Here is a 16,570-nt window from a genome sequence, read left to right on the forward strand (position 1 = left end):
TTCCGCAGAGGTATTGACCTGTCCGGATTTATTTATTGGCAGTTATAATATGGTTTTCGGTGGGCGTAGAATGGCGTGATCGCCGTCCGCGGAGTGAACGGCCGAATGCCGGGTCGTACCGGCCTCAGGTGAACAGGGCGCGGTCGAGATCAATACGACCAAAAAGAAAGCAATGTCGTAAAGGGTCGACAGGCGCCGGTGTGTACGTGCATGGTCAGGTCCACAGATTTTGAATGACATCGGGGTGACGATGCGCTTCGGGGAGTTCGCCACTCCCCTGTCCGCGACGGGGGCGGACGGGGGGAAGGCTTTGCGCATTCCAGCTGCCATACCTGCACGTACAGGGCTATCGCCTGCTCGGTCACCGATCAGTGTGCCTGCGTGATCGCCTCAACTTGGCTGTCGAGTAGCTGACCGTCACCCATCGTAACGTACTGCACGACTTCGGAGGGGAATCATGCGGGTTGCGATCGTCGGGTACGGGGGGGCCGGCCGACAGCATGAAGAGGCCATTCGGCAGGTCGCTCAGGTATCGCTCGCGGGCATCCTCGACACCGATCACGAAATCCTCCTTCCGGAGGAACTGAGGCTGCCGTCGTGGGACGCGGTGTTGTCGGACTCAACGATAGACACCGTCGCGCTCTGCCTGCCGCCGGGTGGCCGAGCGGATCGGGTCGTCGAAGCGTTGCGGGCGAACAAGAAGGTCCTGGTGGAGAAGCCACCGGCGATGTCCGTGGCAGAGTTCGACCGGATCGTCGCCGAACCCGGGACGGTCGCCGTCATGCTGCAGCATCGGTTCCGGCTTCCTCGCGAAGCACTGCTGGACTGGCCGGGCGGCGCCACCGGCGTCCTCCTGGTCAGCCGGCCCAGGGACGCGGTCCGGCACTATCGGGGGTGGCGTGGCGACTCCAGCAGTGCGCTGGGCGGAATCATGGCGCACCTGGGTGTTCACTACCTCGATCTGGCCTGCCAGGTACTGGGCGAGGTCGAGCGGGTCGAGATCGCCGACTATCACGAGTGCGCCCCTGGAATCGATCTGCGAAGCAGCGGCCTGATCCGGTTCGCGTCGGGTGCCACGCTGAACTTCACGGTCACCGCCGATGTGAGCACGCGTGCGGAGCGACTGATCCTGCTGGCCGATGACCGCAGGCTCGAAATCCGGGACGGTGCCGTCGAGTTCCAGCGGGGAGACGAGACCGTCGGCGCCAGGGAACTCACCACGTCACAGGCCAGGGCGCGGGTGTACGGGGAGTTGTCCGTCGGGCCCGACCGCTCGGCGCTGCACCGGACCCGCCCGGCGATGGTCGTGCTGGACGCGCTGCGGGAGATGGGTGCCCGATGAGCTCCAGGCTCGGACTTTCCTCGGGATCGGCTCCCCGGCTCACCGCCGCCGAATTCGCGCGGCTGACCCGGGCGGCTCTCGGTGAGGTCGTCGATCTCCGGGCGGGCAAGGGCCACGCTTGGGAGGACGAGGGGATCGAGGGCCTGGACGGTCTGCCCGTGGCGTTCGTGGGCATCTCCGTGGTGCTGGGCCGGCCAGGGCAGGACACCGCTGCCGCGACCCGATTCGCGGGCCATGCGATCAAGGTGTTCGCCGAGGCGGGCGCGCTGGCGGCGACGAGCACCGCCCAGCAGTTCGCCGAGCTGGTCCGGGGCAGGGAAGCCGAGCAGGTACTCGTCGAAACCCATAACGGGTACGCGGCGATCGACGAACTCCTGCGACTCTGTGACCGGTACGGCTGCCGGCTGGTCCTCGACAACCTGGGGCTCGCCCAGATCGGCGCCGATGTCCGATCCGAGGAGGCCCGGTTGCTGACCCGTACCGCCGCGATCCAGGTCAAGGGTTTCACCCTCCCGTCCGATCCGAACGAGCGGCCCCGGCATCGCGCGCTTGACTGCGAGGACCTGGGCTGGTTGGCACCTTTCGCCTCCACCGGCGTCGACATCACCGTGGAGTCCCGGGCCGGCGCGCCCCAGGCGGACCTCCAGGTGCTCCGCAGAGTCTGGAAGGATTTCCGATGAAGCTGGCGATCATCAACGACGAGGTCGATCAGGATCTGGCCCGGGCCGCCGATGCCGTGGTCGAGTGTGGTCTCACCGGCGTCGAGATTCGTTCGGTGGCCAACGTGCCGCCGCATGTGCTGAGCGACGCGCAGCTTGGCGACATACGCCGGACATTGACGGAGCGGAATCTGGCCGTGGCCGGCTTCTGCCCGCCGGCGCTGAAGCGGAAGATGCCCCGGACCGACGCCGACGTGGCGGCGACTCGGAACCTGCTCGGCCGCGCGATCGAGCAGGCGAACATACTCGGTTCGCCGCATGTGCGGATCTTCACCTTCTACCGTGACGGCGATCCTGACCCGAAGACCGCGGCGCTGGTCGCCGCGGAGGTGCTGGACGGTCTGGAGCTGGCAGGCGTACGGCTTCTTGTGGAGACCGGTACCCGGACCAATACGCCGACCATGGCGTTGACGCTCGCCTTTCTGGAGGCTCTCGGGCGACCGGAGATCGGTGTGCTGTGGGATCCGGGCAACTCTGTCTTCAGCGGCTGGCACGCCGACCCCTTTCCCGAGGAGTACACGATCGGCCGAGAGGTGATCGGCCACATCCACGTGAAGGACCCCGACGGGACCAGCGGCTACGTGCGACTCGGTGACGGAGATCTGCCCTGGGGACGGATCATCGAGAGGCTCGGCGCGGACGACTACACCGGCTGGCTCTCGCTGGAGACCCACTGGCGTTCTGGACGGGTGCTCACCCAGGACCAGCGGGACCGTCCGTGGGGTGACGCCTTCTCGGAAGGTGGTTATTCGGCCAGCGTCACCTGCATGCGGGCATTACGAGCGCTGGTCGCGTCATGACCGAGCCCCTTCTGCTTCTCGGCGCGCAGCGCTCGGGCACGACCGCGCTCGCGTACGCGCTGAGCAAGGCGTACGCCGCCATGGGCGGGATCTTCACCGTCAACGGAAAACTGCCCTACCTGCTGGCCCGCTGGTGCACGAGGGCGGACCTCGCCTGCCGGCACTTCCGGGCCGACGAGATCAGCCACGCGCTCCACCGTAAACCGCCGGGCGGGATACACGCGGTCCGCTGGCTCGGGAACCTCGACAGGGTCCTGCGCGACACCGCCGCGGAAGTGGCCCGCGGCGAGCACACCGACCCGGTGGCCACCTGCAGGCACGTGATCGAGCGGGCCTATGCGGACTGGCCCTGCTGGGGCGACAAGTACAACGAGTATCTGCTGGACCTTCCCGGCCTCCTCGACGTGCTGCCTCGACCGCGGGTGATCCTGCTCGTCCGGCACCCGCTGGAGGCGGCCGCCTCACAGCTGGAGTGGACGGGCGACCGGCCCTGGCGGCCGTCCTCGACCGCCGACGCCTGCCGGAAGTGGGCGGCCTGGCACACCTCCTGGCTGGAGAGCGCCGACCGGATCGCACCCGAGCGGAGGCTCGTCGTCGACTACCACGAGCTGTGCTCGGGCGCGGCGACCGAGCGGCTCAGTACCTTCACCGGCCTGGAACTCTCCGGCCCGCTCAACGCTCTCTCGGCCACCAGACCTTCGGCGATCGAAGAACCGTCGCCGGAGATCGCAGCAGTGTGGCGGACGCTCCGCCACACGATTCCGTAAGGGGAACCGACAAATGAACGATCTCTCAGTTTCGAGCCAGGGATATGGTCCCGATCACGGGACCGAGTTCGGCTACGGCCTGCACCACATCCAGATCGCCATCCCGGCCGGCAGTGAGGACGACTGCCGCGCCTTCTACGTCGGTGTTCTCGGCATGGTGGAACTCGTCAAGCCGCCGGTACTCGCCGCGCGCGGCGGCCTCTGGATACGTGCCGACAACCTGGAGATCCATCTCGGTGTCGAGAATGATTTCCGGCCGGCCCGCAAAGCCCACCCGGGAATCCGGGTCGCCGACCTCGACGCTCTGGCCCGGCATCTGGCGGCCAAGGGCGTCGAGGTGACCTGGGACGACAACTTTCCCGGGCACCGGCGGTTCTACGCGGCCGACAACCTCGGCAACCGGCTGGAGTTCCTGCAGCGTGACGGCTTAGCCGCGCCGGTGGAGTGGTGAGATGAACGATCGCCCATCAAGATCATCTTACCGCCGCATCCTCCCGTCACGGCCCGGGAGCGCACATGCTGAAAGTTGACGATCTTGTCATCACGGTCGGCGCCAAGGGGAACGAGGTGGTGCTGCTGCGCGGTGCGGATCTGCGGATTCCGGCCGGCAGCAGCCTGCTGATCCAGGGCGAACGCGGATCGGGAAAATCGACTCTTTGCAAGGTGCTCTGCGGCGAACTCGAGCCACGGTTCGGAACAGTGGAATCAGACGCACTGATCATCGATGACGCCGATGCCATGGACCCCACGGTGCTGGCCGACCTGCTCGACCGGCGTACGAGCCAGGGCAAGACGACCGTTCTGCTGGCCACCGACGGATCCTTGCCCACCGATCGGGTCTGTCGGCTCGCCCGGGGAACGTTGTGCTACATCGACGAGGAAAGCCGGTCGGTTCCCGAACCGCTGCGGGTGCCGCCCGCGACGCTGAAGGAGCGATCGGCCGCCGCGCTCAGGGCGGCCGGCAGCAGTGACGAGACCGCCACGTTGGTGGCCGACGTCCTGGTGGAAGCCGATGTGCGGGGCCACCACTCGCACGGTGTGGGCCTGCTGCCGACCTACCTGACCCGAGTGCGCCAAGGGGGGATCGACCCGCTCGCCGAGCCGGTGCTGACCGAGCAAGGAGCCGTCGCCCGCGTCGACGCGCGGAACGGCTTCGGTCAGCCCGCGGCGGCGATGGCCGCGGACTGGTGCGCGGCCACCGCCGCCCGGCTCGGCGTGGCCGCCGTGGCCGTTCACTCCAACAACCATGTGGGAATGATGGCGGCCTACCGCTGGCCTTTCCAACGGCAGGGCGTCGCCGGACTGCTGTTCAACATCTCAGGGCCGAGCCTGGCCGCACCCGGAGCGGCACGACCGACGCTCGGCAGCAACGCGATCTGTATGGTGACGCCCACCGCGGCCGTCGAACCCTTCGTGGTGGACTTCGCCACCGGCGTGGTCTCCATCGGCAAGATCCGTGCTGCCGCGCAGCGCGGTGACCAGGTTCCGTCGGAGTGGTTGCTGGACAGCCGGGGAAGACCCTCCTCCAATCCACTGGACCTGGAAAAGGGCGGCTCCGTCCCGGTCTTCGGTGACTACAAGGGACTGTGCGTAACGCTCATCGCCGAGGTGATCGCGGGCATTCTGGGGGGCCACACCGTGAGTCCGCTGGTGGTCAAACAACGCGCGGAACCCGGCCGCCCGATGGGCTGCACACAGTTGTTCGTCGGCCTCTCCACCACCGCCTTCGGGCTGGACGCCGAACGGACCTCGATCGACAAGCTGTTGCAAACCCTTCGGGACGCGGTACTGGCGGGATACCCAGGACAGCCACCCACGCCGTACTTCCCGGACCAGGCAGAGGCGGCATGGACGGCCCGCGCCCACGAGACGGGCATTCCCGTCCCGGCGGCCGTCGCGACGGCGCTTGGGTGGAGCGAGCGGTGATCGGGCCCGCCACGGCTCGGGCGCTACGCTCCTCCGCCCCGGGCTGGCCCCTGGTCCTCTATTTCCACCACGTACATCCGGAACTCGTGCACTACACCTCACTCACCCCTGACGACTTCGAGCGCGGCCTTGAGACGGTGCTGTCCCGGTACGGGCCGGCCCTCCCCCCGGAAGCACTCGATGATCTGACCGCGTTGCCGGACGAGCCCACCGTGCTCGTCACCCTCGATGACGGGCATCGCGACAATCTCGACCACGCCCTGCCCATCCTCGACAGGCTGGGGATCAGAGCGGTCTTCTTCGCCATCACCGAGATGGCGGAGCTGGAGGCGCAGCATGCCCGGCACCTGAGCTGGGCCGAGCTGACCGATCTGCACAGGGCGGGGCACGCGGTCGGCTCGCACACGGTGACGCACCGGATGTTGCACCAGCTCGCCCCGGTCGAACAGCGCAGGGAGATCGCGGACTCGCTGGCGGCGATCCAGGCCCGGCTGGGGGCGGTCCGGCCCCTGCTGGCCTACCCCTACGGCTTCCCTCCGACCGTTGACGCGGTCCCGGCCGGGACACTCGGCTTCGGCACGGTGAAGGCGGACCCGCTGCCATGGACCGTCGCCCCGCAACGAATCCGTCGTACCTATCTTCCCTCGGACGACCAGCACGCCTGGCCGTGGCTCTGCGACGAATGGAGGCGACAGTGGAACCGCGAATCACAGTGATCATCCCGAGCAGAGACCGTTATCGAGACCTCCGGCGTTGCCTGAACGCCCTGGCGGAATGCAACACCGCGCTGCTGTACGAGGTGCTCGTCGTCGACGACGGTTCAAAGCCGCGAATCACCGACGCGGTGCAGGTGGCCGGCCTGCCGATCCGGCTTCTGCGCAATCCGCGGCCGATCGGCGCCATGCCGTCCCGGTCCTTCGCCGCCGAGCAGGCGGTCTCACCCGTGATCGCGTTCCTCGACGACGACGCTCTTCCCAGAGCGGACTGGCTCGACCAGATCGATCGCGAACTGACCGCCGACCGAGGCGGCGTCACCGGCAGGGTGCTGCCCTTCGACAGCGGCGTGGTCTCCAGGGCCCGGCAGTCTCGCTACCTCGACCGGTACAGGGGGCTGCGGCCGGGGCAGGAGGTGCGCTTCTTCGCCGGGGGAAACGGGGCCGTCTGGCGCGAGGCCTTCCTGGCGGCCCGCGGAGATGTCGTCAACGCGCCGGGCAGCGACAACGACATCGTCGCGGGGCTGGCCGCCATGGGCCTTTCGGTCAATTTCGTACCCACGATGGTGATCGTTCACCGCAACAGCAAGGGCCTGATGCGTGCCGTCCGGGACGCCTACGGCGCGGGCCGCCGCCACCCCGAACGGCTGACGATGGCCGTCGCGGTCCAGCAGGTCCTGGGCTCCGCCTCGGGGCGGGATGTGCAGACCCGGCTCGTCAACTGGGCGCTCAACCTCGTCCACCTGGCAGGTCGCCGCAGATCCCTGATGAAACGAGGGACATGATATGAAACGTCACGTTCTGGTCGTTGGGAATGGTCGCGAACTGCCCGCGTACATTCACCAGGTCGACCCCGAGGCGCGCACCTCCGTACTCGTCCGCAGCGACGTGCTGAAGCGGGTCCGCGACGCGTCCCTGCACGCTCGAATCGTGGGAGTCTCCTCAACCGACGACTCCTCGTGGATCACCATGGCGAGGGCGATCCACGAGGTCGAGCCCGTCACCCACGTCGCCAGTTTCAGCGAGAAGGACCAGGACAAGGCGGCCGCTGTGGCGAGCGCGCTGGGACTGGGAATGCACTCCGCCGAGACGGTCAGAGCGGTCCACGACAAGCTCCACATGCGTGACCGGCTGACCGCGGCCGGCATCCCCGGGCCCCTCGCCGGACAGGTCGCCTCGCCCGACGACATCACCGACTTCGCGGACCGCCACGGATATCCCGTCGTGGTGAAACCGGTCATGGGCGCGGCCAGTTCAGGGGTCACCGTCGTCCACCGCCCGTCCCAGGCCGAGGCGGCGTGGCAGTGGGGTCTCGCGGCCGAGGACGCCGCGGACGGCAGGCTGATGGTGGAGACGTTCCTGGACGGCCCCGAGATCAGCGTCGAGGCGTTCTCCGAGCGGGGGGAACACCTCATCGTCGCGATCACGCTGAAGGTGAAGGACCCCGTCCACTGTGTGGAACTCGGCCACATGATCCGCGGTGAGCTGCCGCCGGAGACCGAGCACCTGGTCCGCGAGACCGTGACCGACGTACTACGCGCGCTGGACGTGCAGAACGGCCTGACTCATACCGAGATCATTCTCACCGATGAGGGGCCGAGGCTGGTGGAGACACATCTGCGGCCGGCGGGTGACCTGATCCCGGAGACGATCCGGGACACTCACGGGTTCGACCTGCTCGACCTCTTCGTACGCCAGTCGATCGGTGAGAGCGTGATCGACCGGCTCCGTCTCGGCCACCGGGACCTTGAGTCGAGCGACCGCTACGCGGCCGTCTGGTACCGGGTCCCCGATCGGAGCGGCCGGGTGGTCGCCGTTGAGGGACTCGCCGAAGCGGGCTCGATCGCCGGCGTCCTGTCCGTGGAGCTCGAGCTGGAGGTCGGATCCGACGTGGTGGAGGTTCCGCGTGACTCACGGGACCGGCTGCTCGTCGTCCGGGCCATCTCGCACTCTCCCGCCCACGCCCTCAAAATCGCCCGCACCGCCGCCGAAACGGTGACGGTGACGATCGACGAGGCATCCGGTTCCGAGGCCACCCGTGAGGTCCGGGCCTCGGCCTCCGTGGCGGAGAAGGTGCGGCAGGCGTACGCCGCGCTGAACCCCGCCGGCTCAGGAGCATTGGCTCCGGTGGCCGCCGAGGCGTTGACCGAGGCGTCCGTCGCCGGTTTCGCGTTGCGGGCCGCGGAGACACACCGCTGGGACGACGGCCGCATCCTCCCCGCGGAGGTCCTCGAACGGCACCTGGCCGAGTTGGCGTTCGAGGCGCTGACCGCCGTCGCCCTCGCGGCCCCGGGCCGGATCGACGTCGGGGCCTCCATGGACGAGGTCGCCCGGGCCGCCGGACGAGACCTGGACTGGTTCGACGCGCCGGAGGATCCGGGACGCAGGGACGCCCTTCGGGCGTCGCTTGACATCGCCCGGTTGCCGGAGAGCCGCGCCGACGACCTGAAGGCAACCCTCGCTCGACGGGTCGAGCAGTTGCGGGACGCGCTCGACGACGAATGGAGCCCCCAACCCGACGTCTGCCTGGCCGCTCTGCCGCTGTTCTCCAGGCCGGTGGCCGACGTCCTGGTCTTCGTCGCCCTCGGGTGTGACACGAGGTGCAGCGACGTGGTGTTGCGCCGGTTCGGCCATCGGTACCTCGGCCGTCAGGCTCCCGAGGGCCTCACAACACGCCACCTGGAGCGCTCGGCCGAGATCCTCGCCGGGGTACTGGACGGACAAGCATGAACACCGACCGTAAAAAGATCATCGACATCATCCCCCCGGCGGGAGCGGCGCGCGTGCTCGTCACGAGCGGCTTCGTCGGTTCCATCGGAACCGGGATGTTCCTGACCGGCAGCGCGCTCTACTACACGCGCGTGATCCACCTGTCCCCGCTACAGGTCGGTCTGGGGCTGTCGCTCGCCGGACTGATCGGGATGTTCACCTCCGTCCTCCTCGGCCGCCTGGCCGACCGGACCGGGCCCCGCGTCATCCTCGTCGGCCTGCACATTTTCCGGATCTTCGCGTACATCGGTATGGCGCTGGTCGCGAACTTCTGGCAGTTCCTGATCGCCGTCGTGCTGGTCACCAGCGCCGATCGCTCGGGCCCGCCCGCGAACCAGGCACTCGTCGGGCGCATCTTCGAAAAGACCGAGCGGCTGCGGACGATGGCCTACCTGCGTGCCTTCCGGAACGTCGGGCTGGGACTCGGCGCCCTCCTGGCCGGGCTCGCAGTGGAGTCGGACGCGTCGTGGGCCTACCGGCTGCTGGTGTTCGGCAACGCGATCTCCTTCATCCCGATGGCCTTCCTGGTGGCGAGACTGAAGCGGTTCGAGAGGCCGGTACCGGCGGCGCAGGACCCGGTGGACGAACCTTCGAAACCCGCCGCCGCCCGCGCACGGCCACTTCGCGAGATTCCCTTTCTGAGTGTTTCTCTCGCCAACGGGTTCCTGATGCTGCACGACAGCATCCTGTTCGTCGCCCTCCCGCTGTGGATCGTCGGATACACCGAGGCACCGCCGTTCATGGTGGCGGTCGTCCTGATCATCAACACGATGTTCACGGCGTTCGGGCAGGTCTGGTGGACGCGCATGGCCGAGTCCCTGTCCGACGCGACGCGGGCGCTCACGACCTGCGGTACCGTGCTGGCCCTTGCTTCGGCGGCCATAGGAGTGGCGCACTACGGTAACGCCCTGACCGCCTCCGTGCTCATCGTCGTCGGCGTCCTGCTGCTCACCGCCGGTGAGAACCTCCACGCCGCCGCGGCGTGGCAGATCTCCTACGACCTCTCCCCGGCCGGACAACAGACCCAGTACCTCGCCGTCTTCAATCTGGGTACCAACGTGCACGACACCGCCGGGCCGATGGTGATCACAGCGCTCGGCGTCTCCGCCGGCCCGCCGGGATGGCTCGGTCTCGCCGCGATCTTCCTCCTGGCCAGCACGGCCGAGCGGTACTCCGTCGGGTGGACCAGCCGTACCAGGGCCGCCGCGGCCCTCTCCGGCCGCCTCCATGTCTCGGAGGCGACCCGATGAACCGTCCGACCACTCTCGCCGAAGGTCTCGCGACGGCGGCGATGCGATACCCCGACCGTCCGGCGCTCATCGCCGAGCGGACGTGGAGCTTCACCGAACTCGCCCGCGATGCCGACATCGTGGCCGGAGAGTTGCACCGTCTCGGCCTCCGGGCCGGGGACCGGGTGGCGATGGCCCTGCCCAACAGCGGACGCGCGCTCGTGCTGCTGGCCGGCCTGGCCCGGGCCGGCATCGCCGTGGTGCCCTTCGACGATTCCGTGCCGGCCGCCCGCCTGGTCGCGCAGGCACAGGACGTGTCGGCGAAACTGCTGGTGGTCGAGGAGCCTCGGGACGGTCTCCTTGAGGTCGGCTGCCCAGTGGTGATGCTTCGCTCCCTCTTCGGCTCGGCTGCCGCCGAGGCCGACGCGCCGCCGGTCGGTCGTCCGGACGGTACGCACGAGGCCTACGTCATCTACACGTCTGGTTCGACCGGGGTCGCGAAGGGCGTGAGCGTGTCACACGCCGCCATAGCGGCCCACGCGGCGCACGCCGTGGACTACTTCGCGCTGCACCCCGGTGATCGAGTCCTGCAGTTCGCGTCCCTCGGCTTCGACGTCGCCCAGGAGGAGATCTGGCCCACCTGGTTCGCCGGGGCGGCCGTGGCCGTCAAGTCCGTCGCGCTCCCCGACTCGGCGGACCTCTCGGCGATGGTCCGCGAAAACGCGGTGACCGTACTTCAGCTCCCCACCGCCTACTGGCGGACGGTGACGGTCGAACTGCCGGCGGTTTCCCGGGGGGACTTCGCCTCGGTGCGACTCGTCGTGGTCGGCGGAGAGGCCGCCGCCCTGACGGACCTGCGCCGCCATCTGGGCTCGGCGCTGGGCGCCGCGGCGCTGGTCAACGCCTACGGGCCCTCCGAGAGCGTCGTCACGTCAACGGCGTTCCGCTTCGACCCGGGCGACGAGTTGCCGGCGGACGAGAGCGGCCTTCCGATCGGCACCGCCTTCCCGGGGCGACGCGTGTCAGTGGTGCGACCCGACGGCCGTCCGGCGGCATCCGGCGAGGAGGGGGAGCTCTACATCCACGGCCTGCTGGCCGACGGGTACGTCGGCCGGCCCGATCTGACCGCCGATCGCTTCGCCCCGGCCGGCCCGCCCGGATCCGATCGGACCCCGGAACGCCGTTACCGCACCGGTGATCTCGTCCGCGTCCTGAACAGCGGCGACCTGGTGTTCACCGGCCGGACGGACGACCAGGTGAAGCTTCGAGGGTTCAGGATCGAGCTGGGGGAGGTGGAGGCCGCCATCCGGTCGACCGGGCTGGTCGCCGACGCGGCGGCGGCCGTCCTCTCGCGCAGCGGCGCCGAGCCCCGACTCGGGGCACTCCTGGTCGGGGCGGGCGGAGCGGACACCCCCGACACGGCGCTCCTGGCCGGACGCCTGGCGTCGATCCTTCCGCTGCCTTTCGTACCGACCGTCTGGGCACGAGCGGATCGGATCCCGTTGACCTCCTCCGGCAAGACCGACCGCCTGGCGGTGGCCGCGGAGATCGGCGCCCGGCTCGAAGCCGGTGCTCCGGCCGACGAGCGGCAGGCCGGCCCGCCCCGGGACTCGAACCCCCGTCTGTCCGCGCTCGGGCAGATCTGGTGCGATGTGCTCGGTGTGGACCACGCCCGTCCCGAGGACGATTTCCTGGAACTCGGCGGCGACTCACTCCTGGCCGTGCGGTTCGCCGCCCGGGCCCGGGCCCGGGGATTCGTGATCACTCCGGCGGAGGTGCTCAGCTGCGGCACCCTGGCCGCCATCGGTGCGGCGGCGCGCGAGGCGGAGCAGGTTTCCGGACCGTCGGACTCACCCGGCCCCCGCACGGGCGAACCCGCCGAACTGCTGCCCTCGCAGCTGAGGTGGCTGCTGGACGGACCCATCCCGGAGGCGCACCACTTCGCCCTGACGGCCCTGATGAAAATCCGGCACGACGTTCCCGACGCCGCCCTGCTCGATACGGCGACCGCCCTCCTCGACCAACATCCGGCACTGTCCAGCCGGTTCGATCTGGCGGCCCTGCTGGTGCGCTTCGACGTGCGTGAGGCCAAGGACGTCTTCCACAGTGTCGACCTCGGCGACGGTGATCTCGCCGCCCGGCTGCTCGAACCTGCCCAGAAGGCTCAGCAAGAGCTCGATCCGGGCAACGGGGAGGTGTTCCGGATGGTGCGGTTGCGGGCCGGGACCGACCACCGCCTGCTGATCGTCGTGCACCATCTCGTTCTTGACGGCTGCTCGATGTCCCTCCTGGTGGACGAGGCCGAGGCCGCGCTCACCCGCTGGCTGGCCACCGGCCGGGCGACCCTCGACCCGCCGACCGAATCGGTGAGGTCCGTCCGCTCGGCGATCGATTCCTACCTCGTCTCCGACATCGCCCGCCGTGACGCCGCCGCCTGGCTGTCCGCCCCGTGGCCCGACGTCCTTCCGCTGAGCCGGCGCGAAGGCCCGGCCCTGCTGCCGTCCGTGGTCACCGCTCGGTCCGCGCTCACCCTGTCCGATTCCGACGCGATCCTGCACCGCCTCGCGCCGGCGCTGTTCCGCCCGGTCGACCTGCTGCGGGCCGCGATCATGACAGCCGTGGCCGAATGGACGGGGACGGCCACCGTGGCGATGGACGTCTACGACAACAACCGAACCGCCACGGTCGGAGACCTGGACGTCTCCCGCACCATCGGCTACCTGCAGAGCACTCATCCCGAGATCGGGGTGGTCCGGGGGAGCGGGTGCGGCGCCGTCCGGAGACTGCTGGCGGCTCCCCGGCTCGTCCCGACCCGCCCGTTCGGCTTCGACGCGCTTCGTTTTCTGTCACCGGTGGAAGAGGAGAGGCGGATGCTGGCCGCGCTTCCCCGCCCTGATCTCCGTTTGAACTACCGCAGCCAGTTGGGGCGCCTCGAACAACGCGGGAGCGGCGACTCCCTCCAGAACGCCGATGAGGACACCGGCGCCCACCGGGCGGAAAGCCAGTCCGAACGCTATGCCCTGATGTTCGAAGGCGACGTCATCGACGGTGCGTTCACCGTCGGCACCAAGTTCAGCACCGATCATTTCGATCGTGCCGACATCACGGCTCTGACCGCTCGAATCGCTGAACTGTGCTCACTCACGGCCCGGGAGGTGGTGGCATGACGATGGAGGCGGCACGCCCGGCATCAGACGCCGAACGTGCGCTGCTCGACTCGTGGCGTGGCCGTTCGGTCGATCTCGGCGAGGAACAGATCGCCACGCATGTCCTGCGGCACGCTCAAGCCACCCCCGCGGCCGTCGCGGTCCGAGGCGCGGACCGCGACCTGAGCTACGCCGCGCTGGACCAGGAATCCGGCGACCTCGCACGTGTCCTGCGAACCCGGAAGGCCGGCCCCGGCTCGATCGTCGCGATAGACCTCCCCCGAGGAGTCGACCTGGTGGTGGCGATGCTCGCCGTCCTGCGCACCGGGGCGGCCTATTGCGCGATGGACGTACGCTGGCCGGTCGCCCGCCGGCAAGAAGTGATCAAGCGGATAGGCGCGGAGCTTGTCGTGGTCGGCCCCGGAGGATCCCGGCGGCATCTCGGCGCCCAGGAGGTGCCGAGCGCCTCCGGCGGATCCACCCGGGCCCGGAACGGCACGGACCCGTGCGTCGGCGTCGGGTTGGACGCCGCGTGCTGCGTGTATTTCACCTCTGGGAGTACCGGCGAGCCCAAGGCCGCGCTGAGCACGCATCGGGCGGTGCTCCGGACCATCCTGCCGATCGAGCCGGACTATCCGAACGTGCCCGTTCACATGTCCGCGACGGCGGCCGTCTCCTGGGACATCTTCACCTTCGAGATCTGGTATCCCCTGGTCCACGGGGGGACCACGAACCTCGCCACAACGGGGGCCGACGGGTACCCGTCCCCGCAGGGGCTGCGCCAGGGGATCGCAAGGGGGGTCAACGGCGCCGTGCTCACCATGGCGCTGTTCAACCTGCTGGTCGACGAGGACGTCGACGCCTTCACCGGCCTGGGCACGCTGATCATCGGCGGCGAGCGCGCCTCTCCCCGCCACGTCCGCGACTTCCTTCTCCGGCACCCCACCATTCCGCTGGTCAACGCCTACGGGCCGGTCGAGGCGAGCGTGTTCGCCACCACGCATCGCATCAGCCTCGCGGACTGCGACTCTCCCCGGGGAATTCCGATCGGCCGGGCGATTCCCAACACCGGGCTTCTCGTCGTCCGCTTCACCGGCGCCTCGACCGCGACCCGCGTCGCCGTCGGAGAGGTCGGGGAACTGCTCATCTCCGGAGACGGCCTGGCCGCCGGTTACATCGGCGAGGACGCCGGAACCGGAGCGTTCACGCCGATCGCGGTGGACGGGGAGGCGCCGGTACGGGTCTACCGCACCGGTGATCTCGTCAGTTGGCGCGCCGACGGAGTGCTGGAGTTCATCGGCCGTGCCGACCGGCAGCTGAAGATCAGCGGTCAGCGAGTCGAACCGGCGGAAGTCGAGGCGTCGTTGCTCGCGACCGGGAAGGTGAGAAAGGCCGTTGTGGTTCCCGTCTTCGACGGGGAACGCGCGAGCGGTCTGGCGGCCTACGTCACGGCGGTGAGAGCACCTCTCGACGGCTCAGCCCTGATGGCGGCGTTGCGCGAGCGCCTGCCCGCCGCCATGCTCCCGCAGAGCATCACCGAACTGCGGGAGTTCCCGCTCAGCCTGACAGGCAAGGTGGACGTCGCGGCCTTGCCCGCGCCCACGAACGCACCGGTCGAGATACGGGCCGTGCCCGCGGATCCGATGGTTCGCGGCCTCGCGGAGACCGTCGGCCGAACAGCCGCGGAAGTGCTGGGCCTGGACGCTCTCGGGCTCGACACGGACCTTCGTAGCATCGGCCTCGACTCGCTGGCGGCGATCCGGCTCTCTCATCGGCTGCTCGACCTGGGCATCGGTATCGGGGCCGACGTCGTACTGAGAGCGGGTTCGGCCGCGCAGATAGCCCGGGAGTCCGCAGCCGGGAACGGCTCCGAGGCGATCTCCACGATCGCCGAGGCGGGCGGGCTCAGCGATGCCCAGATCTCGCTGTGGCTGGACGGTCTCATGCGGCCCGAGCACGCCATCGGCAACGTGCTGGTGCTGTCGTACCGTCTTGTTCCGGCTCCGCCGGCCGAAGCACTGGCCGACGCCCTGAGCACGTTCGTCGCGCGTCACGAGGCGACGAGGACGGCCATCGACACCGACCAGGACGGTCTTCCGGTCGCGAAGACGCTGAACCGGCAGAGCGCGGTCACCGTCTCCATCGAGAAGTCCTCGCCCCCGATTCCAGCGCGGCGACGCGCACATGACCTGGCCCGCCGGATCGACCTCGCGCGGGGGCCGCTGGTCGCGGCCCGGATCGACTCCGCGCCGGACGGGTGTGACCTGACGATCAGCATCCACCACGCGTGTTTCGACGGCTACAGCGTGGCCGTTCTCGCGGACGAACTGAGCACCCTGCTCGGTGGTGCGACGCCACCGCCGCCTCGCCGGTTCACCGACATGCGGAACCCCGCTCTCGATCGGCCTCCAGCCGATGAGCTCCGGAAGTGGACGTCCCGCCTCTCGACGACCCGCGACATCGAGTGGCCGTCCTCGCCGCCGCCTGTGGACGGTGGTCGATACGGGACGGCGCAGATGAAATTCCCGGGCCAGGCCGGGGCGCACCTTGCCGCCAAGGCGCGGGCCCATCACCTCACGCCGTTCGTTCTCGCCCTGCGGGCGTTCGCGAGTACGGTCAGGCACATCACCGGCGCGAGTGACTTCTGCGTCGGGGTGCCGACCGCGGGGCGAGACGACCCGAGAACCCGCGGCGTCGTCGGATACCTCGTCCGACAGGTCGTCGTCCCGATCGGCCCGGCGGAACTGGACGGAACACTCGGCGCCCTGTCCGACACCTGGAACCGTGCCCGTGCGGTGTCCGGTCTGGGCGTCGCCGAACTGGCACGCCTGTCCCACCGCACGGGAAGGGGCCGGTCTTCCCTGTTCCAGGTCCAGTTCGCCTGGCAGAACACCATCGAACCGGTCTGGCGGATACCCGGAGTCCGGGTCACCCCCATGAGCGTCCAGCCCATCGCCCCACAGTTCGACCTGACCATGGAACTCACTCCGCTGAGCACCGGAGAGATCGAGGGAGAAGTGGAGCACGACATAGCGGCCGTCCCGTCGGACCTCGCGCAGGCGATCGCCGAGGATTTCGTGACCCGCCTCAACGACCTCTGACCGAGAAGAGCCGCCGGCGGGGTGAACGGTTTCGTCCGGAGGGGCACCGGACGAAACC

12 protein-coding genes are annotated in these 16,570 nt (G+C 69.2%); all 12 read left to right on the forward strand.

Annotated features, from left to right (window positions below; genetic code table 11):
* The first annotated feature begins 457 nt into the window (after positions 1-457).
* On the forward strand, positions 458-1,342 hold the full coding sequence (locus ACFQVD_RS34095; protein ID WP_343963231.1) for a Gfo/Idh/MocA family protein: 885 nt from the start codon (positions 458-460) through the stop codon (positions 1,340-1,342).
* A complete protein-coding gene (locus tag ACFQVD_RS34100; protein ID WP_343963232.1) occupies positions 1,339-2,022 on the forward strand; it encodes a hypothetical protein in 684 nt (227 codons plus the stop codon). Before ACFQVD_RS34095 ends, ACFQVD_RS34100 begins: the two co-directional genes overlap by 4 nt.
* Positions 2,019-2,861 (forward strand): sugar phosphate isomerase/epimerase family protein, encoded by an 843-nt coding sequence (locus tag ACFQVD_RS34105; RefSeq protein ID WP_343963233.1) that lies wholly within the window; start codon positions 2,019-2,021, stop codon positions 2,859-2,861. Before ACFQVD_RS34100 ends, ACFQVD_RS34105 begins: the two co-directional genes overlap by 4 nt.
* Positions 2,858-3,628, forward strand: a complete 771-nt coding sequence (locus ACFQVD_RS34110) for a sulfotransferase (protein WP_343963234.1) — start codon at positions 2,858-2,860, stop codon at positions 3,626-3,628. The genes ACFQVD_RS34105 and ACFQVD_RS34110 overlap by 4 nt, the downstream gene beginning before the upstream one ends.
* A gap of 13 nt (positions 3,629-3,641) precedes the next feature.
* Positions 3,642-4,079, forward strand: coding sequence for a VOC family protein (locus ACFQVD_RS34115; RefSeq protein ID WP_343963235.1), 438 nt, complete (start codon positions 3,642-3,644; stop codon positions 4,077-4,079).
* A gap of 65 nt (positions 4,080-4,144) precedes the next feature.
* Positions 4,145-5,554: an Ldh family oxidoreductase gene (locus ACFQVD_RS34120; protein ID WP_343963237.1), complete on the forward strand. Its 1,410-nt coding sequence runs from the start codon at positions 4,145-4,147 to the stop codon at positions 5,552-5,554.
* Entirely contained in the window at positions 5,551-6,270 is a 720-nt protein-coding gene (locus tag ACFQVD_RS34125; protein WP_343963239.1) for a polysaccharide deacetylase family protein, read from the forward strand. The genes ACFQVD_RS34120 and ACFQVD_RS34125 overlap by 4 nt, the downstream gene beginning before the upstream one ends.
* Positions 6,249-7,052, forward strand: coding sequence for a glycosyltransferase family 2 protein (locus ACFQVD_RS34130; protein WP_343963240.1), 804 nt, complete (start codon positions 6,249-6,251; stop codon positions 7,050-7,052). Before ACFQVD_RS34125 ends, ACFQVD_RS34130 begins: the two co-directional genes overlap by 22 nt.
* Before the next feature lies 1 nt (position 7,053).
* Entirely contained in the window at positions 7,054-8,997 is a 1,944-nt protein-coding gene (locus ACFQVD_RS34135; RefSeq protein WP_343963241.1) for an ATP-grasp domain-containing protein, read from the forward strand.
* Positions 8,994-10,286 carry an MFS transporter gene (locus tag ACFQVD_RS34140; protein ID WP_343963242.1) on the forward strand — a complete coding sequence of 431 codons (1,293 nt, stop codon included), beginning with the start codon at positions 8,994-8,996 and terminating at the stop codon, positions 10,284-10,286. Before ACFQVD_RS34135 ends, ACFQVD_RS34140 begins: the two co-directional genes overlap by 4 nt.
* The gene (locus ACFQVD_RS34145; RefSeq protein WP_343963243.1) at positions 10,283-13,432 is read left to right on the forward strand and encodes an amino acid adenylation domain-containing protein; all 3,150 of its coding nucleotides are present in this window, start codon (positions 10,283-10,285) and stop codon (positions 13,430-13,432) included. The genes ACFQVD_RS34140 and ACFQVD_RS34145 overlap by 4 nt, the downstream gene beginning before the upstream one ends.
* Positions 13,429-16,512, forward strand: coding sequence for an AMP-binding protein (locus tag ACFQVD_RS34150; RefSeq protein ID WP_343963244.1), 3,084 nt, complete (start codon positions 13,429-13,431; stop codon positions 16,510-16,512). Before ACFQVD_RS34145 ends, ACFQVD_RS34150 begins: the two co-directional genes overlap by 4 nt.
* The last annotated feature ends 58 nt before the right edge of the window (positions 16,513-16,570 follow it).

The sequence above is a fragment of the Streptosporangium amethystogenes subsp. fukuiense genome (genome assembly GCF_042665875.1).
GTDB classification, from domain to species: domain Bacteria; phylum Actinomycetota; class Actinomycetes; order Streptosporangiales; family Streptosporangiaceae; genus Streptosporangium; species Streptosporangium fukuiense.